Below are 26,716 nucleotides of genomic sequence, written 5' to 3'. Positions count from 1 at the left end.
CGCCCAGCCATCTTTGCCAATCACACCGCAACTAGCCGCTCGTGCCGCAGGAACGCAAGCAGCGGCAGCAGCGGCAAGCCGAGAATGGTGAAGTGGTCGCCCTCGATACGCTCGAACAAATGGATCCCCAGGCTTTCGAGCTGATAGCCGCCGACGCTGGTGGTGACGGCATCGCCGGCGATGTCGAGATAGGTCGAAAGTTCGGCCTCGGTCATCTGCCGCATGGTGAGGCGGGCGACCAAGACGTCCTCGAAGATGATCTCACCATTACGTGCTATCGCCACGGCAGAATTCAGCTCATGGCTGTGTCCGGAGAGATCGCGCAGTTGCGCCAGCGCCTGGGCGCGGCCCGCAGGCTTGTTGAAGATGCGATCGCCAAGCGCCAGCGTTTGATCCGCACCGATGACGGTGCTTCCAGCGTGATGAGCCGAGACCGCCTTGGCCTTTTCGCGCGCCAGCAGCAAGGCAATCTCGCGCGGACCAGACAGCCCGGAGGCGGCCTGGATCGCGCGCTCGTCGATATCAGCTGTGATCACCTTGAACTCGAGCCCGGCATTGGCCAGCAGCATCTTTCGCGCGCTGCTCTGCGAGGCCAGGATCAATGAGGATTTGCCGAGCCACAGACCCATCACGAAACTATTCCCAAAACTATTCAGAAGGCCGGTTACGCTGACGATCACTATAGAGCTTCATGATCGCCGCGGCGGTTTCCTCGATCGAGCGCCGCGTGACGTCGAGCAGCGGCCAATCGTGCTTGGCGCTCAGCTTGCGGGCAAATGCGACCTCTTCGGCGACCGACTGCTTGTCCGTGTAGGTGTCGCCGCTGGAATCGGCGCCCATCGAGAGCAGGCGGTTCGTGCGCACCTGGATCAAGCGTTCCGGCGTCGCATGCAAGCTCACCACCAGCGGTCGCGTCAACGTTTCCAACTGCGACGGCACCGGAATGCCTGGAACCAGCGGCACGTTGGCGGTGCGGATGCCACGGTTGGCAAGATAGATCGATGTCGGGGTCTTGGAGGTGCGGGAGACACCGACGAGCACCACGTCCGCGTCGTCGAGCCCTTCGACATGCTGACCGTCATCATGGATCATCGTGTAGTTCAGCGCGTCGATGCGCTTGAAGTATTCGGCGTTGAGCACGTGCTGGGCACCGACCCGGCCGGTCGTGGCGGCTCCGAGATACGCCTCGAACAATTGCATCACCGGGCCGATGATCGACAGGCTCGGAACATTGATCCCCTTGCACTTGTCCTCGAGCCTGGCGACCAGATCCTTCTCGAGCAACGTGAACAGCACGATTCCCGGCGCTTCCTCGATCTCGTCGAGCACGCGATCGAGCTGTTTCTGACTGCGCACCAGCGGATAGACGTGCTCGACCGGGGTCACGTTGGCGTACTGGGCGGCAACGGCCCGCGCGACCGTGATCAGCGTCTCACCGGTGGAATCGGACACGAGGTGCAGATGGAAATAATTGTTCGAGGTCGGCACAAAAGCCCTTTGTATGAAACCGGTTTGGTTTGTGGATTTCTGTGGACCTTAACCCCTCGGAAAGGGATGCGCGACACCGGGGGCGGGACAAGTGCCAATTTTCTTCACACCACTGCCCGTGAGAACAAGTTCGGCGCCCCGTCGAAAGGGAAACGGGATTGTGCCGATAACCCTCTTGATAAGCTGCCGACAGAAACGCGCAAGCCTTTGAAGCTGACCGCCTTATCGAGGGCGGCCAGAGTGATCAGGGATATGTTGATGGATGTGAACAAGCGCGTGTGAACGGGCGGACGGAAATGTGTGAGTCCAATTCACCGTCACATAGACTCAAACCTTAAGAATCTAAGATTCTTATTGGAGAAGGGCGCTACGGACGGATATGTGTGCAGGCAAGACCTTAACGAGTTCTTACTATCCCCAGCGTTCCCCGCGGCTGGGCAGGAATCCGGATCCCAGACATGTTTGAAGACGTCTATCTCTGGATCAAGGCGCTGCATGTGATCGCCGTCATCTCCTGGATGGCGGGCATGCTCTATCTGCCACGGCTGTTCGTTTATCATTGCGAGGCCGACATCGGCTCGAAGCAGTCGGAAACGTTCAAGATCATGGAACGGCGGCTGTTCAAGGCCATCATCAACCCCGCCATGATCGTGACCTGGCTCGCCGGGCTCTATCTCGCCTGGGCTGGCCATTGGTTCAGCTTCGGCTGGCTGCACGTAAAACTGGCACTGGTCCTCGCGATGTCCGCGGTCCACGGCTTTTTTTCGCGCTGGCTGAAGGATTTCGCCGCGGATCGGCGCCCCCGGAGCCAGAAATTTTATCGGATTATCAACGAGGTACCCACTGGCCTGATGATTCTGATCGTCATCATGGTGATCGTGAAGCCGTTCTAGGCAGGGGTCGCGAACAATCGCTCAGTGCTTCTGCTTGCGGAGTGAGAGGCGATTTTCTATATTAGCAATATCCCACCCAACGCAGGCGGATGTGGTCGTGTCTGAGCTTTCCAGAGGCCGGACACCCCATCAGGTTTGAAGCCTCACCGGCGCTCTCCTTGCCAGACCTGCGGACCTTACCTTTTCGCGTCCGCATTTCAGAGCCTCCTCGCACCCCTCCCCAGGTTACCCCACAGGACCACCCCAATGCGGGAAATCAAACTCCAGGACCTCAAGTCGAAGACGCCGGCCGAGCTCGTCTCGTTCGCGGAAGAGAACGGGGTCGAGAATGCCAGCACCATGCGCAAGCAGGAGCTGCTGTTCGCCATCCTCAAGCAGCTTGCGCTCGCCGAGACCGATATCGTCGGCGAAGGCGTCGTCGAGGTTCTCTCCGACGGCTTCGGCTTCCTCCGTTCGCCCGATGCGAATTATCTGCCGGGCCCGGACGACATCTACGTTTCGCCCTCGCAGATCCGCCGTTTTGGCCTGCGCACCGGCGACACCATCGAAGGCCACATCCGCAGCCCGAAAGAGGGCGAGCGCTATTTCGCGTTGCTGAAGGTCAACACGCTCAATTTCGAGGACCCGGAAAAGGCCAAGCACAAGGTCAATTTCGACAACCTCACGCCACTGTTTCCGAATCAGCGCTTCCGCATGGAAATCGACGATCCGACGCGGAAAGACCTTTCTGCAAGGGTGATCGACATCGTCGCGCCGATCGGCAAGGGCCAGCGCGCGCTGATCGTCGCGCCGCCGCGCACAGGCAAGACGGTGCTGATGCAGAACATCGCGCACTCGATCGCGCATAATCATCCCGAGTGCTATCTGATCGTGCTCCTGATCGACGAACGTCCGGAAGAAGTCACGGACATGCAGCGCTCGGTGAAGGGCGAGGTCGTCTCCTCGACCTTCGACGAGCCGGCGGTGCGCCACGTCCAGGTCGCCGAGATGGTGATCGAGAAGGCCAAGCGCCTGGTCGAGCATGGCCGCGACGTGGTGATCCTGCTGGACTCCATCACGCGCCTCGGCCGCGCCTACAACACCGTGGTGCCGTCATCGGGTAAGGTGCTGACCGGCGGTGTCGATGCCAACGCGCTGCAGCGGCCGAAGCGGTTCTTCGGCGCCGCCCGCAACATCGAAGAGGGCGGCTCGTTGACGATCATCGCGACCGCGCTGGTCGATACCGGCAGCCGCATGGATGAAGTCATCTTCGAAGAGTTCAAGGGCACCGGTAACTCGGAGCTGATCCTCGACCGCAAGGTTTCGGACAAGCGGACCTTCCCGGCGATCGACATTTCGCGCTCCGGCACCCGCAAGGAAGAGCTGATCACCGATCCGGTGGTCCTGAAGAAGATGTACGTGCTCCGCCGCATCCTGAATCCGATGGGGACGATGGACGGTATCGACTTCCTGCTCGACAAGCTGCGTTCGACCAAGAGCAATTCCGAGTTCTTCGACTCGATGAACACCTGATTGCGGTGCAATATGATCAAAGGGCGCCTCCGGGCGCCCTTTTTTTGTGCGGGTTTGCTGCAGCGAAGGTGCAGCATGGCGGCGTGTTTGTTGCCTCGACCGGATTTTGTAATAAGGCCTTGATACTACTTGGTAATATTTATTATCCGGCTCGTTTATCATTCCGCAGTGAGTAATTCTCGCAGCAATTGCCACTGGATATATTGCATTGCAACATAGGTTTTGCTGCAGGATTTGGCGCAGCAAAACCCGCCGTTCGTCGGCAGAAACAGATGTTTGCCTTTTCCCTTTCAGCCGGACAAATAGGCCATGCATCCGCGAGACCAGACCATCTTTGCGCTGTCGTCCGGCCGTCCGCCGAGTGCGCTCGCGGTGGTGCGCGTCTCCGGGCCAGGCGCCAGCCTGGCGTTGACGACGCTGGCGGGCAAGCTGCCGGCGCCGAGACAGGCCAGCCGCCGGCTGCTTCATGACGGCGTGGGCCAGCCGATCGACGATTCGGTGGTGTTGTGGTTTCCAGGCCCCGCCAGCGCGACCGGCGAGGACGTCGCCGAATTTCACGTCCATGGCGGCCGCGCGGTGCTGGCGGCACTCTTCGCCGCTATCTCCGTAATTCCGAATATGCGCGCCGCCGAGCCCGGCGAATTCACCCAGCGCGCCTTCGAGAACGGCAAGCTCGACCTGACCGAAGCGGAGGGCCTCGACGATCTCATTCACGCCGACACCGACCGCCAGCGCCGCCAGGCGTTACGGCAGCTGCAGGGTCTCCTCGGCAATCGCGCGCGCGACTGGCGGGAGCGCATCATCGACGCCTCGGCCTTGATCGAGGCCGGCATCGATTTCTCCGACGAGGGCGATGTGCCCGCCGAGTTGATGGCGCCTGCGGTGAAGGCGATCAGTGCGCTGCACGACGAAATCACAGAAGTCCTTGCGGCACAGGGACAAGCTGAACGCTTGCGAGACGGCTTGGTGGTTGCGATCGCGGGCGAGCCGAATGTCGGCAAGTCGACGCTGATCAACCAGCTCGCGCGCCGCGACGTCGCGATCGTCTCGCCGCATGCCGGTACGACGCGCGATGTGATCGAGGTGCAGCTCGATCTCGACGGCTATCCCGTCACGGTGATCGACACGGCCGGGATTCGCGAGACCGACGATCCAGTCGAGCAGGAGGGTGTGCGCCGGGCGCGGGCGCGAGCCGAAGACGCCGACCTCGTGTTGTGGCTGGTGGAGGGTGGGCGCGCTGTTGATCCGGCCGCGATGCCGCTGCTGGGGAAGTCCGGCAACGCAGGCAGTCGCTCCGGCGGCTCGGTCTGGATCGTACGCAACAAGATCGATCTTGGCGGGGTCGAGGACGTCGGCCCGCGCGGTGAGTTCGGAATCGCAGCGAGCCGGGGGGACGGCATCCCCGAGCTGGTCGATGCCCTCGTGAAATTCGCCGCCGACTTCTTCGGAACGACCGAGGGGGCCTTGGTGACCCGGGCCCGCCAACGGGATCTGCTCCGCCGGGCAGCGGACAGCTTGCGCCGGAGTCTGGATCTCGTAGAACAGGGTGAGGAGCTCGCCGCCGAAGAGCTGCGCGCTGCGGCCTATGCCTTGGGCCGGCTGTTGGGTCGGGTGGATGTCGAAGACGTCTTGGGTGCCATTTTCCAGAAATTCTGTGTTGGGAAGTAGCGCTAGTTCTTCATTGTAGAACTAGCCTTTGTTCCACCTCTTCCGTTTCACGTGAAACGCGGCAGCCGCTGTTCAAGCTGTTTCACGTGAAACATTGGCCCTTGAGGTTCACTCGGTCGACCTCGGGACTGACTGCGCTGCGAGCGATGGCGCCTTAAGGAGCGGGAGTGCGGAAGGGGCACCCCGCAATGCCGGTTGTAGGCTCTGCCGTGGCCTTTCCGATCACCGTCCGTCCTCAGGCGTTGCGACCTACGGACCACGCTTTTCCCTTCGTAATCTCCATTTCCCCTGACTAAAAATGGTAATCTTTCCAAGGGCCATTCTACTGTGCATGGGGTTGTTTTCGCGGAAAACACTTGGGCTCCGCTTTCCCCGTTTCACGTGAAACAACTGCCTTGACCAGTTTCCACTTCCGGCTTGCCCGCCTCTGAGTTAGAAGTCCGCCCATGCGAACAGAGCGAGAGAGCTTCGACGTCATCGTGATTGGCGGCGGCCACGCCGGCTGTGAGGCCGCTTCTGCCTCTGCCCGGATGGGCGCGGCGACCGCCCTGGTGACGCACCGTTTCTCCACGGTCGGCGCAATGTCCTGCAATCCCGCGATTGGCGGTCTCGGCAAGGGCCATCTGGTTCGCGAGGTCGACGCGCTCGATGGTCTGATGGGCCGGGTCGGAGACGCCGGCGGCATCCAATTTCGCGTCCTCAATCGACGTAAGGGCCCGGCGGTGCGTGGTCCGCGCGCCCAGGCCGACCGGAAGCTCTATGCCGCCGCGATGCAGGCGGCGATCCGGGAGACCGAGGGTCTTTCCGTCATCGAAGGCGAGGCGGACGAGCTGATCGTGGTCGAGGGACGGGTGATCGGCCTGCGCCTGGCAGATGGCCGCGAACTTCGGGCAGGGGCTGTCGTCGTCACCACCGGCACCTTCCTCCGCGGTCTGATCCATCTCGGAGAGAAGAACTGGCCGGCCGGCAGGGTTGGCGAGGCGCCGGCAATGGGCCTTTCGACGTCCTTCGAGCGCGCCGGGTTCACCCTTGGACGGCTCAAGACAGGGACACCGCCGCGTCTGGATGGCACCACGATCGACTGGCCGGCGGTCGAGATGCAGCCGGGGGACGAGCCTCCGGAGCCGTTTTCGGTGATGACCCAGCGAATCACGACGCCACAGATCCAGTGCGGGATCACCCGCACCACGCCTGCGACCCACGACGTGATCAGGGCCAATGTCCATCGTTCTCCGATGTACTCCGGCCAGATCAAGAGCTCCGGACCGCGCTATTGCCCCTCGATCGAGGACAAGATCGTTCGCTTCGGCGATCGCGATGGTCACCAGATCTTCCTGGAGCCGGAGGGGCTCGACGACAGCACGGTCTATCCCAACGGCATCTCCACTTCGCTGCCGGAGGAGGTCCAGCTCGCCATCCTCGCAACCATTCCCGGCCTGGAGCGGGTCAAGATGGTCCGGCCGGGCTATGCCATCGAATACGACCACGTCGATCCCCGGGAGCTCGATCCGACCCTCCAGACCAAGCGTCTGCGCGGCCTGTTCCTGGCCGGGCAGATCAACGGCACCACGGGGTACGAGGAAGCCGCTGGCCAGGGCATCGTGGCCGGGCTGAACGCGGCATTGGCCGCGAGCGGCGCCGCGCTGACCGTGTTCGACCGCGCCGATGGCTATCTCGGCGTCATGATCGACGACCTCGTCACCCGCGGCATCAGCGAACCCTATCGGATGTTCACCTCCAGGGCCGAGTACCGGCTGACCCTGCGCGCAGACAATGCCGATCAGCGCTTGACCGAGAAGGGCATCGCCCTGGGATGCGTCGGGAGCGCCCGGACCGTGCATCATCGCGCCAAGATGGACGCCCTGAATGCGGCTCGAGCGCTGTCGAAGTCGCTGACGATCACCCCGAACGAAGCGATCAAGCATGGACTGTCCCTGAACCGGGACGGCCAGCGGCGGTCGGCCTTCGAGCTGATGGCCTATCCCGACATCGGCTGGAGTCAGGTCCGTGCGATCTGGCCGGAGCTCGCTGCCATTGATCCCGTCATTGCCGCCCATCTCGAGATCGACGCGAAGTACGACGTCTATCTGGAGCGCCAGAGCGCCGACGTTGAAGCCTTCAGGCGGGACGAGGGGATGGTGCTGTCGGACGTCGACTACCAGCAGGTCCCCGGTCTCTCCAATGAGGTCCGGGCCAAGCTGGAGAAGGCACGTCCGTTCACGGTTGGCCAAGCCGGCCGAATCGACGGGATGACGCCGGCCGCGCTCGGCATCCTTGCGGCCTATCTCCGCCGCGAAGCGCGGAAGACGTCCAAAGCGATCGCATAGGTTTCACGTGAAACAGCGCGGGCCGGGCGGCGGCAGATCGTCATCAGGAAAACCCTCGGCGGGAGAGGGCGCCGGTGGTCGCTTCGAACCGGCGCCGACCAGACCGAAGATCGACAAGGCCAGCGCCAACCATCGATCGCTGGACGCCGTCATCGCAGCCGACAAGATTGCAGCGCTCAAGCTTGCGCCCGTTTCACATGAAACGGAGGCCCGGCTCGATCGCTACATCGCACTGCTCCGGGAGTGGCAGGCCAAGACCAACCTGGTTGCGCCCTCGACATTGCCGCATCTCTGGACCCGGCACATCGCCGACTCCCTTCAGCTCGTCGCTCTCGCCCCATCGGCCAAACGCTGGGCCGATCTCGGCAGTGGCGGCGGCTTCCCCGGCATAGTGCTGGCTTGCGCCATGGCGGGGACGGCCGGGGCCAGCGTCCATCTGGTCGAGCGAATCGCCAAGAAGGCGGCCTTCCTGCGCGAAGCCGTCCGCATAACTACATCCCCGGGAGTCGTACATCTCGCTGAGATCGGGGATAATGTGGATAGAATCACCGGCCCGGTCGATTGCGTCACCGCGCGTGCGCTGGCTCCGCTACACCAACTCATCGGCTTTGCGGAGCCGCTGATGCGCCAAGGCGCAAAAGCGTTGTTTCTCAAGGGTCAAGATGTAGAGTCTGAATTGACCGAAGCCACTAAATATTGGAATATTCAGCCGCAGCTCCACCAAAGCCGGACAGGCGACGGTTGGATCGTCGAGCTGGCTTCCGTCGAACGGCGCGGGTGAGGCGTCAGGGGCCGAGTGGGGAATTTGCGATGAGCGTGATTGACGAACCGCAGCAAGAACAGACCGCCGCCGTCCCGCAGGGCCATCCGCGCATTCTGGCGCTGGCGAATCAGAAGGGCGGCGTGGGAAAAACAACCACGGCGATCAACCTCGGCACGGCGCTCGCGGCGATTGGCGAGCGTGTCCTGATCGTCGATCTCGATCCGCAGGGCAACGCCTCGACCGGCCTCGGCATTGATCGCCGCAACCGCTCCTGCTCGACCTATGACGTGCTGGTGGGCGAGGCGAGCCTGCGGGAAGCGGTGGTGTCGACTGCGGTGCCGCGGCTGCATATCGCGCCCTCGACCATGGATCTCTCCGGCCTCGAGCTCGAGCTCGGCACCACGCCCGGTCGTGCGTACAAGCTGCGCGACGCGATCAGCGCGCTCAACAACAACGTCTCGCCCGACGCCGATTACACCTACGTGCTGATCGACTGTCCGCCCTCTCTCAACTTGATCACCGTGAACGCGATGGCGGCTTCCGACGCAATCCTGGTGCCGCTGCAGTGCGAGTTCTTCGCGCTCGAAGGTCTGTCGCAATTGCTGCAGACGGTGGAGCAGGTGCGCTCGACGCTCAATCCGAACCTGTCGATCCACGGCATCGTGCTGACCATGTTCGACTCGCGCAACAATCTCTCGAACCAGGTCGTTGCCGACGTCCGGCAGTTCATGGGCGAGAAGGTCTACAAGACCATGATCCCGCGCAACGTGCGCATCTCGGAGGCGCCGTCCTACGGCAAACCGGTGCTGGTCTACGATCTCAAATGCGTCGGCAGCGAAGCTTATCTGCGGCTCGCCACCGAAGTGATCCAGCGCGAGCGCGAGCTGCGGACGACGCATTGAAGGTGCGCTGATCTGTAGGATGGGTAGAGCGCAGCGAAACCCATCATGGGTCGCGCCAACAGGATGGGTTTCGCTTCGCTCTACCCATCCTACGAGTTACGAGTTTCGATAATTCAGTTCTGGAGTGCTGCAGCGTGAATCCAAGGGAGCTGGCGATGGCCGACGAAGCGCGTTCGCGACTGGGCCGGGGTCTTGCGAGTCTGATCGGTGACGTCGGCGGCGAGGCTCAGCATGTCGATCGGCCGCGCGCACAACGCAAGGTGCCGATCGAGTTCATCAAGCCCAATCCGCGCAATCCGCGCCGCAGCTTTTCGGAAAGCGAGCTCAGGGAGCTCAGCGATTCGATCAGGCAGCATGGTGTGATCCAGCCGATCGTGGTGCGGCCGGTGAAGGGTGCGCAGGACCGCTTCGAGATTATCGCCGGCGAGCGGCGCTGGCGGGCCTCGCAAATGGCCGGCCTGCACGAAGTGCCGATCGTCCCCGTCGACATCAGCGACAGCGATGCGCTGGAGTTCGCGATCGTCGAGAACGTGCAGCGCGAAGACCTCAACCCGATGGAAGAGGCGCTCGGGTATCACGCGCTCGCCAACGAGTTCAAACGCAGCCAGGACGACATCGCCAAAGTCGTCGGCAAGAGCCGCAGCCACATCGCCAACATGATGCGGCTGACGAAGCTTCCCGCCGAGGTGCAAGCCTTGATCACGAGCGGCGATCTGACCGCTGGTCATGCCCGCGCGCTGATCGGCGTGCCTGATCCGCTCGCGGCTGCCAAGCGTATCGTCGACGAAGGCCTCAACGTCCGCCAGACCGAGGCGCTGGCGCATGAAGAGGGCGTGCCGGAGCGCAAGCCGCAGAAGGCCCGCAGCACCGGGGGGAAGGAAAAGGATCCTGATACGATCGATCTGGAAAAGCGCGTCAGCGATGCGCTCGGGCTGAAGGTCACGGTGAGCCACCGCGACCCCGGCGGCTCCGTGCAGATCAATTACCGCAACCTCGATCAGCTCGACGAGGTGATGCGGCGGCTGGCGAAGGGCGCACTGTAGCCGCTAGTTCCGCTCTCTCACCCTCACCCTGAGGGGCCGCGGAGCGGCGTCTCGAAGGGCGAGGGCCCGGCCTGCATCCTTCGAGACGCGCGCAAGAGCGCGCTCCTCAGGATGAGGGGCACGCACCGTCCTCGTCATCGCGAGCGCAGCAATCCAGAATCTTTCCGCGGAGAGATTCTGGATTGCTTCGTTGCAAGGGCTCCTCGCAATGACGGGGGGCAGAGCGGCGTGCTCAGCTCCGCCGCTTCGCGTTCGCGGCGATCGCCATCAGCGTGCGCTGGGCGATGGCGGCGGCGAGGGTGGATTGCTTGCGCGTGTCGAGCGCGGCGGTCGCGAGCTGCTCGATGATGGCGGCGAGCCGCGCCACGCTGAAATTGCGCAGTGCGGTTTCGACCGCGGGCTTCCGCGAAAAATGCAGGCGCGGATAGCCGCTGTCGAGCACGGCGGAAGCGGGCGTGCCGTCGGCGATCGCGAGCGCCGATTTGTGCAGCCACGCCGCCTGGCGCTGCGCCGCAGAGATGATCACGCCGGGGTAGGTGCCGGCGATCATGGCTTTGGCAAACTCGTTCTCGACGATCTCGGGTCGGCCGGCGAAGGCGCCATCGACGATCGGATCGAGTTTCAGCTCCGACGCATCGGCGACGACAGCCATCACGTCATCCAGCGTGATCTCGCCCTTGCCATGGGCATAGAGCGTGAGCTTGCGCAGCTCGTTGCGGGAGGCCTGGCGGTCGCCGCCGAGGAACGACATCAGCGCCGCGCGGGCATCCTGCGCGATGCGCAAATTGGCGATGCGGAGCTCGTCTTCCATCAGCTTGGCCAGGTCGCGCTCGCTATCGGGATAGCAGGCGATCGCGACGGCCGTCTTGGCGCGTTCGCAGGCCTTGCGCAGTGGCGATTCCGGGCGCAGCTCGCCGGCCTCGATCACGATGCGGCAATCCTTCACGCCCATCTCAGCCAGCGTGTCGATAGCGCTGGCAAAGCTGCGCGAGCCGGCGCGCACGCGGATGGCGCGGCGGCCGCCGAACAGCGGCACCGTCATGGCCTCGTCGACGAGGCGCGACGGCTCGGCGGAGAGCTCGTCGCCATCGACCTTGACCAGCGAGAACGGATCGTTGGGATCGTCGACAGCCGAGGCAATCAGCGCATCCGCGCGTTCGCGGACCAGGCCGGCGTCAGGTCCATAGAGCAGGATGATCGAACGGCCCACATCGGGGCGGGCGAGAAAGGCGTCGATCTCTTTTCCGCGCAGCGCGACCATGTTGCCTGGGATTCGTCATTCCGGGCGAACCGGGGGGACGGGATGAATTAAGTGCCCGCGGTGAAGAACGAGGCGAGGCGAGTCGTGATGTTCTCGGCGATCTCGTTGGCGGCACGATCCTCGGCATCACGTATTGCGCGGTTGCGGCTGAAACGCTGATAGGAGCCGGGCATGTCGTAGGACACGCGGGAGAACGTGGTGCCGGTCATTACCGACTTGCCGCTGACGACCTCGATCAGATTGTACTGGGCGTCGAGGCCGTAGTTTTCGCTGCTCGGCAGGCCGGTATTGGGATCGACGATCAGCGACGACTTGCTGCTTGAGAAGCGGATCTCCAGGCGGTGGGTCGGCGGCATGCCGGTGGCGGTGCCATAGAGCTTGAAGGCCAGCGCGTTGCGGACCTCGACGCCGACGCGGGCCTCGCGCGAGGCATTGGCTTTGGAGATCGGGGGCAGATCGACCCCCATCAGCTTCTCGCGCAGGCCGGGCGTGCCGTCGGTGTGCTCGGCATACATCGGGTGGAAGCAGCCGGCCGTCATGGCCGCCAGTGCGGCGACCGCCAGCAAGCGGGCTGCGATGCGGATCCTAGCCGACAACATTCACGATCCTCTTGGGGACGATAATCACCTTGCGGACGGGCTTGCCATCCAGGGCCAGTTTTACCGCATCGAGGGCCAAAACGGCAGCCTCGATTTCCGGATTCTCGGCCGCTGTTGCAACTGTGACCTCGCCCCGCTTCTTGCCGTTGACCTGAACCACCAGGGTCACACTGTCTTCAACCAGCAAATCACGTTCGATTTGGGGCCAATTGGCCTCGGAAACCAGCCCGCTGTGGCCGAGAGCCTGCCAACATTCCTCGGCCAGATGCGGCATCATCGGGGAGAACAGCTGGACCAGGATCTGGCTCGCCTCTCGGATCGCCCAAGCCAAATCTGGAGCCGGCTGGCCGGGACGCTGCAAGACCTCCGCGAACGCATTGGTGAATTCGCGAATATGGGCGAGGCAGACGTTGAAGTGCAGCCGTTCGATCCCGGTGGTGACCTTGTCCAGCGCACCATGGGCGGCCTTGCGCAAGGCGGTGGCGTCCGGGCCGAAGCTGGCCGGCCGGGCCGCCGGCGCGGCCTTGCCGGGTTCCACGGAATCGTTCACCAGCCGCCACAGCCGCTGCACGAAGCGCGAGGCGCCCTGGACGCGCTCATCGCTCCAGATCACGTCGCGCTCGGGCGGGGAGTCCGACAGCATGAACCAGCGGGCGACGTCGGCGCCATAGGTCTCGATGATGTCGTCGGGATCGACCGTGTTCTTCTTAGACTTCGACATCTTTTCGATCGGACCGATCTGGATGTCTTCGCCTGACGTCAGCAGCGTGGCGCGGCGGCCGTTGGCGCCGGTCTCGACCTTCACCTCGACCGGCTGGACGTAGGTGCCGTCGGCCTTCTGGTAGGTCTCGTGCACCACCATGCCCTGCGTGAACATGCCGGCGAACGGCTCGTCCAGTGCGATGTGCCCGGTCGCTTTCATCGCGCGCGTGAAGAAGCGGCTGTAGAGCAGATGCAGGATCGCGTGCTCGACGCCGCCGATATACTGGTCGACCGGCAGCATCCGGTTGGCGACCTCTGGCGTCGTCGGCGCGTTCTCGTTCCAGGGATCGGTGAAGCGCGCAAAGTACCAGGACGAATCTACGAAGGTGTCCATGGTGTCGGTTTCGCGCTGCGCCTTGCCGCCGCATTGCGGACAGGTCACGTGCTTCCAGGTCGGGTGATGATCGAGCGCGTTGCCTGGCTTGTCGAAGCTCACATCCTCCGGCAGCACCACGGGGAGGTCGGCATCCGGCACCGGCACCACGTCGCACTTCGGACAGTGGATGACAGGAATCGGGCAGCCCCAATAGCGCTGGCGCGAAATGCCCCAGTCGCGCAGGCGGAAATTGACCTGACGCTCGCCGACCGGAGCGTTGCCGCGCAGCTCGCTCTCGAGACGCTTCGCCACCTCGTCCTTGGCCTGATCGATGGTCATGCCGTCGAGGAAGCGCGAATTGATCATGCGGCCGTCACCGTCATAGGCGGTATCGGTGATGACGAACGATTTCGGATCCTGGCCCTCGGGGCACACCACCGGCGTATTGCCGAGAGCATACTTGTTGACGAAGTCGAGGTCGCGCTGATCGTGGGCAGGGCAGCCGAAGATGGCGCCGGTGCCGTATTCCATCAGCACGAAGTTCGCGACATAGACCGGCAGCTTCCAGCTCGGATCGAACGGATGGACCGCGCGGATGCCGGTATCGAATCCCTGTTTCTCGGCGGTGTCGATGATCTCCTGCGCCGTGCCCATCCGCTTGATCTCGCCGATGAACTCGGCGAGCTCCTGATTTTTCGCCGCGGCCGCCTGCGCCAGCGGATGATCGGCCGAGATCGCCATGAATTTCGCGCCGAACAGCGTGTCGGGGCGCGTCGTGAAAATCTTCAGCTCGCTCTCGCCGGCCGGCGTCGTCGCCGCGTCGAGCGCGAAGCGGATCAGCAGCCCCTCGGACCGGCCGATCCAGTTGCGCTGCATCAGCCGCACCTTGTCGGGCCAGCGGTCCAGCGTATCCAGTGCCGACAGCAGCTCCTGCGAGTACTTCGTGATCTTGAAGACCCACTGGTTCATTTCCCGTTGTTCGACAACGGCGCCCGAACGCCAGCCTTTGCCGTCGATCACCTGCTCGTTGGCGAGCACGGTCATGTCGACGGGGTCCCAGTTCACCTTGCGCTTTTCGCGCTCGGCGAGGCCTTCGCGCAGGAAGTCCAGAAACAACTTCTGCTGGTGCTTGTAGTAGCTGGGATCGCAGGTCGCGATCTCGCGGCTCCAGTCCAGCGACAGCCCGATCGAGCGGAGCTGCTTCTTCATCGCGGCGATGTTGTCGTAGGTCCAGGCTTTCGGCGCCACCTTGCGCTCGATCGCGGCGTTCTCAGCCGGCAGGCCGAAAGCGTCCCAGCCCATCGGATGCAGCACGTTGAAACCCTTGGCGCGCATGAAGCGGGCCAGCACGTCGCCGAGCGTGTAATTGCGGACATGGCCGATATGGATGCGTCCCGACGGGTAGGGGAACATCTCCAGCACATAGTATTTCGGCCGCGGATCGTCGTTTCTGGAGACGAAGATCGCCTGTTGGTCCCAGGCGGCTTGCCAGCGCGGTTCGGCGTCGCGGGCGTTGTAGCGTTCGGAGGTCATGGAATCGTTGGGTTTTCGTGGATCTGGGCCAGCTAAAGACGGCGGACTAGGCCATAGAAGTCCTCAAGGGGTCAATGGGTTGCCGCAATTTGGGAACCTTCGCGACCGTCCCGGGCAAATAGTGCGGCCGCCATTGGGGTGTGATTAAGAGGTCGATGCCAGGTTGGTGGCCAGGACCCGAAGACTTGCGATGGCCACCAGCTTCGACGATCTCGACCGATCACAGATCTCATCGAGCGCTGCGATCGCGCGCTCTATCTCGCCAAGAACAACGGCCGCAATCGCGTGGTCACCGAGCGCGAGCTCGATGCCACCGGGGCTGCGGGTTAGCCCTCAACCCGCCATCATCATTTCCGCCGCGCCGTTGTCGATCACCATGATGCCGTGTTCGACGACGTTGTTGCGACCGCGGTGCTTGGCGGCGTAGAGCGCGGCGTCGGCGGCTTCGATCAAATCGCCCGGCCGCAAGCTCTCGTTGGGCTTCGTCGCGGCAACGCCGATCGAGACGGTGACGATCATGTGGTCGGAGGTGATGTGCGGCAGGCACAGCTTCAGCACGGCCGCGCGCGCCTGTTCGCCGATTTCGACGGCGCGCGCGATGTCGGTGTTCGGCAGCAACAGGCAGAATTCCTCACCGCCGTAGCGGGCCGCGAAGCCCATCGTGTCGGCGGCGATGCCGGACAGCGACTCGCCGAGCCTGGTCAGGCAGGAATCGCCTTCGAGATGGCCGTAGGTGTCGTTGAACAGCTTGAAATGATCGACGTCGATCATCAACAGCGCGAGGTCGCTGCCATATTGCTGCGCGCGCATCCATTCGAAGTCGAGGCGGCTCTGGAAGCCGCGGCGGTTGGCGAGCCCCGACAACATGTCGATCGAGGCCATCACCGTGAGCCGGTCGTTGCTCGCCATCAGCTCGCGTTCGCGCTGGCTGAGCTGCGCGGCCATCGCGTTGAACGCACGGGCCAGCGGCACGAACTCGGATGGCAGGCGATTGCGCGCGGCGCGCGCCGACAGATCGCCCTCGCCCAGACGCTTGGCCATGTCGGCGAGCATCCTGATCGGCTTGATCACCAGTTTCTCGGCTGCGATCAGCGCGCCGAGCAGCACGAACACGACGACGAAAGCGAGCTGGAGATAGGCGGTGCGGATGTCGCGGCTCACGGCCGCGGACACCTTGTCCTCGTCGATGCTGGCGATCAGGCGGGCATTGGTTCCGGCGATGCGGATATAGCTGACCGCGCGGCGGGAGCCGTCCGCGGCGAGGAAGGAGAGTGAACCTTCGTCCTGGTCAGACCTCAGCGCCTTGTCGGCGATCGCGGACATCAGCGGCATGTTGTCGAGCGGACGTCCGATCGCACTATGCTGGTCGGCCGGTGCCGCCAGCACGGTGCCCGCGCTGTCGACCAGCACGGCCGTGATGCCGGCGCGGCCACCCAGATTGCTCATGACCTTCGACATCCAGTCGAGGTTGACGGTGGCGAGCACGACGGCATCCGCTACGCCGCTGAAGGCGGACACCGGGTAGACCGCCATGACGGTCGGTGTCGGCACCGGGCGCGACAGGATGAAGTCGCTCAGCACGAAGCGGCCGGTTTCCTGCGCCTGCTGGAAGTACGGCCGGTCACCGAGGTCGAGGCCGACATACATGTTGTTGGTGGCGCACTGGATGCGCCCGTCCTGGCCGGCGATCAGAAGCGTGCGGATCCAGGGAAGATTCGACGGCAGGCTCGCGCGCAGCACGTCACAGCTCTTGCTGATGCCGCCGACGGAGGCGCGGATGAAAGCTTCCGATTTCAGGATGGTCTCGACCGACGATATCACCTCGCGCTGCGCGTCGGCGCTGTGTCTTGCAACGGTGGTGAATTCGGCCGTGGCCTGCGCGATCTGCCGCGTGCGCGTGTCTTCGAGCGAACGGATGCGCTCGAACATCAAAGGCGTCACCAGAATTACCGCGAGCAACGCAAGCCGCGCCCGGATTCCGAGAACCTGCTTGAGTTTCGCTCGTTTGCGGTTGAAACTGACGTTTGCCATCTTCGCTGCCCACCCCGCGGCTAAGGTAAAGCAAAGGGTTCAAAAACTCTTTCTTGAACTCGGTAAAATTAGAACTAGCTCCGCAACAACAGCTCCGATGCGACATCATGACTGAAGCCAACGCCGCGCCGCTAACCGGCCATTCACCAAACGCGCTCGCCGCGGTCGAAGCCGAAATCGCGCGCGCCTGCAGGGATGCGCGGCGCGAACGTGCCTCCGTGACGCTGATTGCGGTGTCGAAAACTTTCGCCGCGGATGCAATTACCCCGGTCATCGACGCCGGACAGCGCGTATTCGGTGAAAATCGCGTGCAGGAGGCCAAAAGCAAATGGCCCGCGTTAACTTCTGTTTACCCCGATATCGCGCTGCATCTGATCGGCCCGCTGCAATCCAACAAGGCGAAAGAGGCGGTCGCGCTGTTCGATGCCATCCATTCGGTCGACCGCCCGAGCATTTGCCAGGCGTTAGCCAAGGAAATCGAATCCCAGGACAAGCACCCGGAATTGTTCGTCCAGATCAATATCGGTGAGGAGCCGCAGAAGGCGGGCATCGCCCCCGGCGAGGCCGATGCTTTCATCGCGAGCTGCCGCGACACCTACGGGCTGACAATCTCGGGGTTGATGTGCATCCCGCCGGTGGACGAGCCGCCGGCGGCGCATTTCGCGCTGACCGCCAAGATCGCCGCGCGCAATGGATTGAAGAAGCTCTCGATGGGCATGAGCGCGGATTATGCGACCGCGATCATGCTCGGCGCCACGCATGTGCGCGTGGGCAGTTCGATCTTCGGGCACCGGTGATCATAAGCGAATTTGTTTTTGGTCGTCCTGGCGAAAGCCAGGACCCATTACCGCGATAGTCTGTTTGACGAAGACCGCGGCAACGACCGTTCTGCCCTTTGCGTAGATCACGCGGTATGGGTCCTGGCTTTCGCCAGGACGACAGTGGGGAAGAACCTATTCAAACCCCACCGCCACCTTTCCCAGCGCGCCAAAGTCCGCGACAAACTGATCGCCGGCCTGGATCGGCAGCGGCGGATGGCACGTGCCCGTGGTCACCACCTCTCCTGCCCGCAAGGTGATGCCGAGGCCACGCAGCTCGTTGGCCAGCCAGACCAGGGCAATGCGGGGATCGCCGAGCACGTTCTTGCCGTGGCCGAGATAGCGCTGGCCACGCAGCGTGATCTGCGGCCGCTCCTCGACGAGATCCATGGCACGCCAGTTCGCATTCGTCGCCGCGCCCAGCACGAACAGATGCGCACAGGCATTGTCGGCGATCAGCTGCGCCTCGCCGGCGCTGGCGAAATCGGCAAAGCGCGAATCGGGAATCTCGATCGCGGGATGCAAGCTGTCCACGGCGGCGAGCACCTCGTCGACAGTATACGGCGCCGCGCGCGGCGGCAGATCGCGCGCCATGCGGAAAGCGAACTCAGGTTCGCCGACGCGCATCGCGTTGCCCTTCATCGAGACTGTGCCGCCATCGGCGATCACGGTGTCGCTCATGATCCGACCGGCCAGCGGTCCCGCGACGTTGATGTGCTTCTGTCCGGACTCGCTTGTCGCCGCGATCTTCCAGCCGAACAAAGTCCCGCTGAGTGCGGCCTGTATGGCGTAACCCTCGGTGCGGTTCTGAGGCCGCAACGGTGGCTCCAGCGCGTCAAGCTTGGTGCCGTCGCGCCAATGTTTGATCAGGACCTGCGAAGCGGCGGCGATCTGATCCCTGTCGAGCATGTGTCCTCACCCGATGATGATTTTTGTTTTTGGTCCCAGCCGCCGCAGCAATTGTCGCATCGCCGCTTCGGTCATCGAGACGCAGCCTGCGGTCGGGCCGAAATTGTCGCGGGCCAGATGCAAAAACACCGCGCTGCCCCGGCCGGCGATCCGAGGCCTCGTATTGTGGTCGATTTCGATGATGAAGTCATAGAGATGGTCGGCCCGCTTGAGCCGGTCGCCGCCCTGCCCCTCGCCGAGGCGGATTGCCTGATTGTAGTGACGGTCCTTGGGATCCTCGCACCAGGCGTCCTCGCCGGTGATGATCCGGGCCGACAGGAAGGTCTGCGGGCGGCTGTGCCGGTCGCCCCGCCACCACAATCGTCTGGGACGGAAGCTGCCCCTCGGGGTGCCGCCATCGCCCTCGCGCTTGTTCGCCAAAATGCCGCCGCGTCCGAGCGCCACCGGAATCGTCAGCGCTCCGGCGGTCAGCCAGCCCCGGCGCGGATTCCCGGCGGCAGGCTTAACGCGGATCGCCGACAGCGGCCCGGCGCTTCGGTTCATGGTGTAACTAGCTGAAGCAGCTTTATTTTTCATGTGAACGTGCGATGTCGAATTCATTACAGGACATTCATCAAAACGGCCTGCTATTCTGGGTTAGAGTGGTTCTGGCTTGTGAATCGGTAACAGCCCACTACTTCAACACGAACAATAATAATAACGGCGACCCCTAAACTTCCCTCTCGGTTGGGTGCAGCATGGATGCGCGCCGCGCCGGACCCCAAAAGGATGACCCCCTATGGCCAATGCCCGCAAGATCCTGATCGTGGATGACGATACCGATCTGCGCGATACGTTGGTGGAGCAATTGTCGCTGCACGAAGAATTTGAAGCCTCCGCGGTCGATACCGGCGCCAAGGGCGCGAGCGCCGCGAAGGCCAATGCCCCTGATCTCGTCCTGATGGATGTTGGCCTGCCTGACACCGATGGCCGCGAAGTGGTGCGTTCATTACGCAAGGGCGGGTTCAAGGCTCCGATCATCATGCTCACCGGGCATGACACCGATTCCGACACGATTTTGGGGCTGGAATCCGGCGCCAACGACTATGTCGCAAAACCCTTCCGCTTCGCCGTGCTGCTGGCGCGCATCCGCGCCCAGCTCCGGCAGCACGAAGCCAGCGAGGACGCGGTGTTCTCGGTCGGCCCCTACTCTTTCCGGCCCGGCTCCAAAATGCTGACCGCCGCCAACGCGCGCAAGGTCCGGCTGACGGAGAAGGAAACCGCGATCCTCCGCTTCCTCTACCGGGCCGGTCAGATGCCGGTCTCCCGCGAGACCCTGCTCCAGGAGGTCTGGGGCTACAATTCCGGCGTCACCACCCACACGCTGGAAACCCACATCTACCGCCTTCGCCAGAAGATCGAGAAGGACGCCGCGAACCCGGAGATCCTGGTCACGGAAGCCGGTGGCTACAAGCTGGTGCCGTGATACGCTTCTGGGGCGTGCGAATCGTTTTAGATTGCATGCCCTTGAGCCCCGGACCTGAATGTCAATCGACGACGATGTAGCGCTTCTCGAGCGTGTCCCGACACTGCGCCTGTTGGGAGACGCTTCGTTGCGCATGCTGGCGATCGGCTCCGAGCAGCGTGACTTCGTCCGCGGCGACGTCTTGTTCAATCTCGGCGACGATGCCGATGCCGGCTTCGTGGTCCAGCGCGGCGCCTTCCGGGTCGACGACGGCGCCGGCGCGGAGATGATCGCAAGTCCCGGTGCGCTGATCGGCGAGCTCGCGCTGATCGTGCCGATGAAGCGGCCGTCGAGCGCGATCGCGATCGAGCACGCCTCCGTCATCCGCGTCGCGCGCAGCCTGTTTCAGCGTGTGCTCGAAAGCGACCCCGCTGCGGCCGTCCGCCTTCGCGATGAATTCGCGGTGCGCTCCAGCCAGATCGCCAGCGATATATTGATGGCGGGTGCGAAGCTGACCAGCTAGCAGTGCCGTAGCCCGGATGGAGCGAAGCGCAATCCGGGATTCGTGCCTCCGGAAAAGCTGCCCCGGATTTCGCTACGCTCCATCCGGGCTACAAGATCACACCTCGAGCGTCACCGTCACGGGCACATGATCCGACGGACGCTCCCAGCTCCGCGCGTCGCGTAAAATCTTGAAATCGCCGACCGCGTCTTTCAGCGCGCGCGAGACCCAGATGTGGTCGAGCCTGCGGCCGCGGTCGCCGAGGGTCCAATCGGCGGAGCGGTAGCTCCACCAGGTGTAGACCTTTTCCGACATCGGAATGCGGTCCCGCGCGACGTCGACCCATTCGCCGGCGGCGAGCGCGGCTTGCAGCTTCTCGGTTTCGATGGGCGTGTGCGACACCACCTTCAGAAGCTGCTTGTGCGACCAGACGTCGTTCTCATGCGGAGCGACGTTGAGATCGCCGACCAGGATGTGGCGATCCTCGCCGCGCGGATGCAACGGCTCGCACGCTTTCATCTCGTCGAGGAAGCGGAGCTTGTGATCGAACTTCTCGTTCAGCGCGGGATCGGGAATGTCGCCGCCGGCCGGCACGTAGAAATTATGCACCACCAGGGGCTTCGCGATCCCGGCCTTCTCACCGAACGATACTGAGATATGGCGTGAATCAACCTTGTCGCAGAAGGTGCGGATGTCCTTCGACTCGAACGGAATCTTCGAGACGATGGCGACGCCGTGATAACCCTTCTGCCCGTTCAGCGCGACATGCTCGTAGCCGAGCCGCTTGAAGCGCTTCAGTGGAAAGGCGTCGTCGATGCACTTGGTCTCCTGGAGACACAGCACGTCCGGCCGCGAGCTCTTGAGAAATTTTGCGACCAGATCGATGCGTAGCCGCACCGAATTGATGTTCCAGGTTGTCAGGGAAAAACGCATGAGGGATGCGTCTTAGCATGGATTTGCGCGAGGAAAATGCTTGTCCACAGCAGCGGAATCGTAGGGTGGGTTAGCGCAGCGTAACCCACCATGCTTCCAAATTTGCGGACCGAGATGGTGGGTTACGCCTTCGGCTAACCCACCCTACGGCACCTAGCCCGGCGACGGGCCGTAATTGGTAAAATCGATCTTGAACATGCCGGGATCGAGCTTCTTGCTCGTGTCCAGATTATAAACGGCGATCGTGGTGTCGTAGCCCTGCGGATCTGTGACGGTCCACTGCTTCAACTGACCGTCCTTGGCGCCGAACATCAGCAAGAGGCGGCTGGTGCCGACCAGCGCCTGCTTCTCCTCGATGGTGACGCTGACGAAGACGTCGTCGGCCGAGACGTTGACGACGTTGGTGTCCTTCATCAGGTCGATGCGGTCGGACAGCAGGAAACGCAGCGGCGTCTGCGACAGCGGATAAACGTCCTGCGTCGCGAGCTTGCGGTCGCGCACCACCAGCGACGATCCGTCGGCGACGATGTCGATCGGGCTCGGCGCGTCATATTCGAAGCGTACCTTGCCCGGCTTCTGGATGTAGAAGTCGCCTTGCGTCTTGCTGCCGTCGGGGCCGACCTGGACGAAATTTCCGACCAACGTCGACAATGACGACAGATAGGCGCTGACCTTGGCAGCCTGGGCCTTCTGGTTGGCATCGAAGGTCTGGAAGATGCTGCTCGGCACGTTGCGGCGCGGATCCGGAATCACCGGATTCGGCGGCGTCTGGGTCGCGCCGGTGACCGTGGGTCCTCCACCGGCCGGACTGCCATCGCGGCCCTTCGGCGCAGGCTTCGGCACGGGAACGGTCTGCGCGAACGACGCCGCACTCACCATCGCGGCGGTGACGAGAATCACGCCGGCCATGCGCGCGCTTCGCGCGGCGACGATGGCAGCGAATCGAATGTCCGGATGTCTGATCAACGCGTCGTCCTGTGTGGCTGGGCGCCCTTTTAGCGTGATTTCGGCCAAAAGCAGATAACGTTTTTGCGTGAAATGGTGGTCCGAGGCGGCTCGCCTCACATATGGCTGTCTTCTTCCTCGACCAGAATCTCGCGTTTGCCGGCGTGGTTGGCGGGTCCGACGATGCCCTCCAGTTCCATGCGCTCCATCAGCGATGCGGCGCGGTTATAGCCGATCTGCAGGCGGCGCTGGATGTAGCTGGTCGAGGCCTTGCGGTCGCGTTTGACGATCGCAACGGCCTGCGAGAACAAATCGCCGCCGCCATCCGCGCCCATGGCGGAGGCGTCGAACACCGCGCCGTCCTCGTCCTCGCTGGGTTCTTCAGCCGTGACGGCTTCGAGATATTCCGGCTGTCCCTGCGTCTTGAGGTGGCGCACCACCTTCTCGACTTCGTCGTCCGACGCGAACGGTCCGTGCACGCGGCTGATGCGACCGCCGCCGGCCATGTAGAGCATGTCGCCCTGGCCGAGCAGCTGCTCGGCGCCCATCTCGCCGAGAATCGTGCGGCTGTCGATCTTGGACGTGACCTGGAAGGCGATGCGGGTCGGGAAGTTCGCCTTGATGGTGCCGGTGATGACATCGACCGATGGACGCTGCGTGGCGAGGATTACGTGCAGGCCGGCTGCGCGCGCCATCTGCGCCAGACGCTGCACCGCGCCTTCGATGTCCTTGCCGGCAACCATCATCAGGTCGGCCATTTCGTCGACGATGATGACGATGTAGGGCAGCGGGTCGAGCGAGAGCTTCTCTTCCTCGTAGATCGCCTTGCCGGTTTCCTTGTCGAAGCCGGTGTGCACCGTGCGCGTTGGCTCTTCGCCCTTGGCCTTCAATTCGAGCAAGCGCGTGTTGTAACCGTCGATGTTGCGCACACCGAGCTTGGCCATGTTCTTGTAGCGCTCTTCCATCTCGCGCACGGCCCATTTCAGCGCGACCACCGCCTTCTTCGGGTCGGTCACGACGGGCGTGAGCAGATGGGGAATGCCGTCATAGACGGAGAGTTCGAGCATCTTCGGATCGACCATGATCAGGCGGCACTGGTCCGGGCGCAGCCGGTAGACCAGGCTGAGGATCATGGTGTTGATGGCGACCGATTTGCCGGAGCCGGTGGTACCGGCGATCAGCATGTGCGGCGTGCGTGCGAGGTCGATGATGACGGGATCGCCGCCGATGGTCTTGCCGAGGCAGAGCGGCAGCTTCGCAACCGAATCGACGGTCTCCTTGGCGACCAGCAGCTCGCGCAGATAGACCTTTTCGCGATGGGCGTTCGGCAGCTCGATGCCGATGGCGTTGCGGCCGGGCACGACGGCGACGCGCGCCGACAGCGCGCTCATCGAACGCGCGATGTCGTCGGACAATCCGATCACGCGCGACGATTTGATGCCCGGCGCCGGCTCCAGCTCGTACAGCGTGACCACGGGACCCGGATGGGCCTTCACGATCTCGCCGCGAACGCCGAAATCCTGCAGCACGCCTTCGAGCGCGCGCGAATTGGCTTCCAGCTCGGCCTTGCTGAGCGGCTGACGATCGCCGGCCTTCGGCGCGGCCAGCACCGACACGGACGGAAGCTCGAACTTGTCGGAGGATTTCTTGGAAGCGGCCTTGGGCGCAGCCTTCTTGCGCGGGGCGCGCGCGGCCGGCTCCTCCTCCTCTTCCTCCTCCTCGTCGTCCTCGTGTTCGTCCTCGTCGTGCTCGTCTTCGGATTGGGGCGAGATCGACGGCGCGGTGCGGCCGCCACCGAGCTTCGGCTCCTGGCGGCTGAATGCAACGGCCTTGGTCTTCGGTCCGCTCGAGACCAGCGAGCGGTAGGCCGCACCAAGCAACCAGGTCAGTCGCGCCTTCGTGCTCATCAAGGCATGGAACAGCCAGCCCAGCGACACCGAACCGCGATCGCTGTCCTCGTCCTGTTCGAGCGGCTTGTCGTCGTCCTCGATGTCCGCGAGTTCGTCGTCATGCTCGCGTGCGCCGAGGCCGCAGGCGATCAGGAAGGTCGCCGCCATCGCCGCGAACAGGATCGTGCCGAGCACGATGCGATAGATCATGCCCGGCGGTCCGAAGATCACCGCGGGCGCGCGAACCAAGGCATCGCCGACCACGCCGCCGAGGCCTGTCGGCAGCGGCCAGGCGCCGCCATGTGGCCAGCAGCTGACGAAGCCCGCCGCGATCACCGTGCAGAGAATCCAGGAGCCGAGCCGCAGCGCCTCGCGGTCGAACGGGCGATGGGTCAGCATGCGCCACCCCCAGACCGCGATCGTCAGGACCAGCATGATCGCGCCGAGCCCGAGGATCTGCATCGCAAGGTCAGCGCCGATTGCGCCGGCATAGCCGAGAATGTTGCGGATCGGCCGCGACGTTGCGTGGCTGAGGCTGGGATCCTGCACCGACCAGGTCATCAGCGCCGCCGAGGCGACGCCCGACAATGCGATCAGGCCGAGACCGCTGAGCTCGCGCACGCGCCGCGCCAACCCCTCGCGGATCGAGGGCGGCAGATGGCCGACCAAGGGAATGACACGTTCGATTGTCGACATGCTCACGGGCCCCGCCTAACCCAGAGTCTCGACCAGGCGGTGCAGCGCCTGCGCCGTAGTCTCGCCATCCTGCACCAGCGCAAGGCGAATGTAGCCTGCGCCGGGATTGAAGCCGTCGGGCTGGAGCCGCGCCAGATAGCTGCCGGGCACCACGCGCACGCCTGCTTCCTTGAAGAGTTTCAGGCACACAGACACGTCGTCGCCGATTTCGGACGTGTTGAGCCAGACGCAGAAGCCGGCATCGGGCCGGCGATAGCCGTAGCGATTGCCGATGATCTGGTCGGCGAGATCGAACTTGATCCGGTAGAGCCTGCGGTTCTCCTCGACATGCGCCTCGTCGCCGTAAGCGACGGTCGCGACATGCTGGAGCGGTACCGGCACCTGCGGCGCCGCGATATTGCGCAGCTCGAGGAACATGCCGATGAGTTTTTTGTCGCCGGCGGCGAAGCCGACGCGCAGGCCCGGCAGGTTGGAGCGCTTCGACAGCGACTGGAACGCAACCACGCGGGTGAAATCAGGGCCGGCGCATTCGAGCGCGCTGCCGGGCGCTTCGCGGGTGTAGATCTCCGAATAGCACTCGTCGCTGAGGATCACGAAGCCGTAGCGGTCGGCGAGCTGCTTCAGGCGCGTGAAATAATCGCGCGAGGCGACCGAGCCCTGCGGGTTGGCGGGCGAAGCCAGATAGAACGCCACCGTGCGCGCCAGCGTCGCCTCGTCGATGGCGTCGAGATCGGGCAGGAAGCCGTTCTCAGCCGTGGTCGGCAGGTAGACCGGCTCGCAAGCGGCGGCGCGGGCGCCGGCGCCGTAGACCGGATAGAACGGGTTCGGCATCAGGATCGCCGGCTTGCCGGGACGCGGGCCGACATAGCGCGCGGCCGCGATCGCGGCGAGGAACAGGCCTTCGCGGCTGCCATTGAGGACGAGAATCTCGCTCTCGGGATCGAGGGTGCGCGGCAGCTTGAACCGCGACGACAGCCAGGCGCCGGCAGCCTTGCGGAACGGGTCGGTGCCCTTGTTCGCGGGGTAACGGCCGAAATCGGCGATGTGCTTGGCCAGTACCGGGCCGACGAAGTCGGGCACGGGATGCTGCGGCTCGCCGACGGCAAGCGAAATCAACGGCTTGCCGGGCTGATGGGGTGCCAGCAGCTCGTTCAGCCGGACGAAGGGAGAGCGTTCGCTATCGGAGCTTCCACTGTCCTGCGGCGCACGGGATGAAGCGGTCATAGCCATTCTGGACGCCAGCACTCTTGGAACAGCCGGTCGCAGCAAGGCGCCGACGGGAAGCGGTTCAGTTCACCATAGATAGGGCGAGGTTAAGACGCGATTAACCATCGGTCGCCGGCTCCGTCCAGAGCAGGAAAAATAAGGCCGGATAACAACGGGATGGCTGCGGGGGTTCTTACCGCTCCCGCTTGCGAGGGCTTTGCGTAAATCGCGAATCTGCGATTCTCTAAGAGACATCTGAAGAGGATCTGGGGATGG

The 26,716-nt window shown here is 63.7% G+C and carries 23 protein-coding genes and 1 pseudogene; 12 read left to right on the top strand and 12 right to left on the bottom strand.

Features of this window, described 5'->3' with window-relative positions:
* Positions 1–20 precede the first annotated feature (20 nt).
* Both AC0L3A_RS24900 and AC0L3A_RS24895 read right to left on the bottom strand, forming a co-directional pair.
* Positions 21–629, bottom strand: coding sequence for a Maf family nucleotide pyrophosphatase (locus AC0L3A_RS24900; protein ID WP_473255388.1), 609 nt, complete (start codon positions 627–629; stop codon positions 21–23).
* 19 nt (positions 630–648) lie between these two features.
* Positions 649–1,488, bottom strand: a complete 840-nt coding sequence (locus AC0L3A_RS24895) for a pyruvate, water dikinase regulatory protein (protein ID WP_007598606.1) — start codon at positions 1,486–1,488, stop codon at positions 649–651.
* A 66-nt stretch (positions 1,489–1,554) separates the two neighbouring features.
* Here AC0L3A_RS24895 and AC0L3A_RS24890 point away from each other — a divergent pair, with 66 nt between their 5' ends.
* From AC0L3A_RS24890 to AC0L3A_RS24855, 8 genes are all read left to right on the top strand, one after another.
* A complete protein-coding gene (locus AC0L3A_RS24890) occupies positions 1,555–1,770 on the top strand; it encodes a hypothetical protein (RefSeq protein ID WP_007598608.1) in 216 nt (71 codons plus the stop codon).
* A gap of 176 nt (positions 1,771–1,946) precedes the next feature.
* A complete protein-coding gene (hemJ, locus tag AC0L3A_RS24885; RefSeq protein ID WP_007598610.1) occupies positions 1,947–2,381 on the top strand; it encodes a protoporphyrinogen oxidase HemJ in 435 nt (144 codons plus the stop codon).
* A 246-nt stretch (positions 2,382–2,627) separates the two neighbouring features.
* Positions 2,628–3,893, top strand: coding sequence for a transcription termination factor Rho (gene rho, locus AC0L3A_RS24880; RefSeq protein WP_007598612.1), 1,266 nt, complete (start codon positions 2,628–2,630; stop codon positions 3,891–3,893).
* Between the two features lie 309 nt (positions 3,894–4,202).
* Complete coding sequence (mnmE, locus tag AC0L3A_RS24875) at positions 4,203–5,561, top strand: tRNA uridine-5-carboxymethylaminomethyl(34) synthesis GTPase MnmE (RefSeq protein ID WP_007598617.1); 1,359 nt, start codon at positions 4,203–4,205, stop codon at positions 5,559–5,561.
* Between the two features lie 446 nt (positions 5,562–6,007).
* Entirely contained in the window at positions 6,008–7,888 is a 1,881-nt protein-coding gene (gene mnmG, locus AC0L3A_RS24870) for a tRNA uridine-5-carboxymethylaminomethyl(34) synthesis enzyme MnmG (RefSeq protein ID WP_007598619.1), read from the top strand.
* 7 nt (positions 7,889–7,895) lie between these two features.
* Entirely contained in the window at positions 7,896–8,669 is a 774-nt protein-coding gene (rsmG, locus tag AC0L3A_RS24865) for a 16S rRNA (guanine(527)-N(7))-methyltransferase RsmG (protein ID WP_007598620.1), read from the top strand.
* 29 nt (positions 8,670–8,698) lie between these two features.
* Positions 8,699–9,553, top strand: a complete 855-nt coding sequence (locus AC0L3A_RS24860) for a ParA family protein (protein WP_007598621.1) — start codon at positions 8,699–8,701, stop codon at positions 9,551–9,553.
* A 155-nt stretch (positions 9,554–9,708) separates the two neighbouring features.
* Complete coding sequence (locus tag AC0L3A_RS24855; RefSeq protein WP_007598622.1) at positions 9,709–10,596, top strand: ParB/RepB/Spo0J family partition protein; 888 nt, start codon at positions 9,709–9,711, stop codon at positions 10,594–10,596.
* A 232-nt stretch (positions 10,597–10,828) separates the two neighbouring features.
* Here AC0L3A_RS24855 and holA read toward each other — a convergent pair whose 3' ends face one another.
* Genes holA through leuS form a run of 3 tightly spaced genes read right to left on the bottom strand, consistent with a single transcriptional unit; the run spans position 10,829 to position 15,067 of the window.
* Positions 10,829–11,857, bottom strand: a complete 1,029-nt coding sequence (gene holA, locus AC0L3A_RS24850; RefSeq protein ID WP_007598623.1) for a DNA polymerase III subunit delta — start codon at positions 11,855–11,857, stop codon at positions 10,829–10,831.
* Between the two features lie 47 nt (positions 11,858–11,904).
* On the bottom strand, positions 11,905–12,456 hold the full coding sequence (lptE, locus tag AC0L3A_RS24845; protein ID WP_007598624.1) for an LPS assembly lipoprotein LptE: 552 nt from the start codon (positions 12,454–12,456) through the stop codon (positions 11,905–11,907).
* Positions 12,443–15,067, bottom strand: coding sequence for a leucine--tRNA ligase (leuS, locus tag AC0L3A_RS24840; protein WP_354127091.1), 2,625 nt, complete (start codon positions 15,065–15,067; stop codon positions 12,443–12,445). Before leuS ends, lptE begins: the two co-directional genes overlap by 14 nt.
* A 222-nt stretch (positions 15,068–15,289) precedes the next feature.
* Here leuS and AC0L3A_RS24835 point away from each other — a divergent pair.
* Positions 15,290–15,397, top strand: a pseudogene (locus AC0L3A_RS24835) (GGDEF domain-containing protein); the annotation flags it as partial.
* Between the two features lie 3 nt (positions 15,398–15,400).
* Here the strand turns inward: AC0L3A_RS24835 and AC0L3A_RS24830 are convergent.
* Positions 15,401–17,098: a diguanylate cyclase domain-containing protein gene (locus tag AC0L3A_RS24830; protein WP_007598626.1), complete on the bottom strand. Its 1,698-nt coding sequence runs from the start codon at positions 17,096–17,098 to the stop codon at positions 15,401–15,403.
* A gap of 107 nt (positions 17,099–17,205) precedes the next feature.
* Between AC0L3A_RS24830 and AC0L3A_RS24825 the strand changes: the two genes are divergently transcribed.
* Positions 17,206–17,895: a YggS family pyridoxal phosphate-dependent enzyme gene (locus AC0L3A_RS24825; RefSeq protein WP_007598627.1), complete on the top strand. Its 690-nt coding sequence runs from the start codon at positions 17,206–17,208 to the stop codon at positions 17,893–17,895.
* Positions 17,896–18,051: 156 nt separating this feature from the next.
* On the opposite strand, the gene AC0L3A_RS24820 is transcribed toward AC0L3A_RS24825, so the two are convergent.
* Positions 18,052–18,825 (bottom strand): 2-keto-4-pentenoate hydratase, encoded by a 774-nt coding sequence (locus AC0L3A_RS24820; RefSeq protein WP_007598628.1) that lies wholly within the window; start codon positions 18,823–18,825, stop codon positions 18,052–18,054.
* Between the two features lie 6 nt (positions 18,826–18,831).
* The gene (locus tag AC0L3A_RS24815) at positions 18,832–19,368 is read right to left on the bottom strand and encodes a L,D-transpeptidase family protein (protein ID WP_007598629.1); all 537 of its coding nucleotides are present in this window, start codon (positions 19,366–19,368) and stop codon (positions 18,832–18,834) included.
* A gap of 235 nt (positions 19,369–19,603) precedes the next feature.
* Between AC0L3A_RS24815 and AC0L3A_RS24810 the strand changes: the two genes are divergently transcribed.
* On the top strand, positions 19,604–20,290 hold the full coding sequence (locus tag AC0L3A_RS24810) for a response regulator transcription factor (RefSeq protein ID WP_007598630.1): 687 nt from the start codon (positions 19,604–19,606) through the stop codon (positions 20,288–20,290).
* 58 nt (positions 20,291–20,348) lie between these two features.
* Positions 20,349–20,792, top strand: coding sequence for a cyclic nucleotide-binding domain-containing protein (locus tag AC0L3A_RS24805; RefSeq protein WP_007598631.1), 444 nt, complete (start codon positions 20,349–20,351; stop codon positions 20,790–20,792).
* Positions 20,793–20,888: 96 nt separating this feature from the next.
* Here AC0L3A_RS24805 and xth read toward each other — a convergent pair whose 3' ends face one another.
* The 4 genes from xth to AC0L3A_RS24785 form a co-directional block, all read right to left on the bottom strand.
* Complete coding sequence (xth, locus tag AC0L3A_RS24800) at positions 20,889–21,704, bottom strand: exodeoxyribonuclease III (protein WP_007598633.1); 816 nt, start codon at positions 21,702–21,704, stop codon at positions 20,889–20,891.
* A 153-nt stretch (positions 21,705–21,857) separates the two neighbouring features.
* Entirely contained in the window at positions 21,858–22,613 is a 756-nt protein-coding gene (locus AC0L3A_RS24795; RefSeq protein WP_219681963.1) for an outer membrane lipoprotein carrier protein LolA, read from the bottom strand.
* Positions 22,614–22,765: 152 nt separating this feature from the next.
* Complete coding sequence (locus AC0L3A_RS24790; protein WP_035993868.1) at positions 22,766–25,240, bottom strand: DNA translocase FtsK; 2,475 nt, start codon at positions 25,238–25,240, stop codon at positions 22,766–22,768.
* Between the two features lie 9 nt (positions 25,241–25,249).
* Complete coding sequence (locus AC0L3A_RS24785; RefSeq protein WP_354127092.1) at positions 25,250–26,464, bottom strand: aminotransferase class I/II-fold pyridoxal phosphate-dependent enzyme; 1,215 nt, start codon at positions 26,462–26,464, stop codon at positions 25,250–25,252.
* Positions 26,465–26,716: the final 252 nt, after the last annotated feature.

Source organism: Bradyrhizobium sp. MI1.3 (assembly GCF_055811695.1).
Note: the sequence above shows the minus strand (reverse complement) of the source record. Positions and strands in the feature narration are given on the sequence as shown.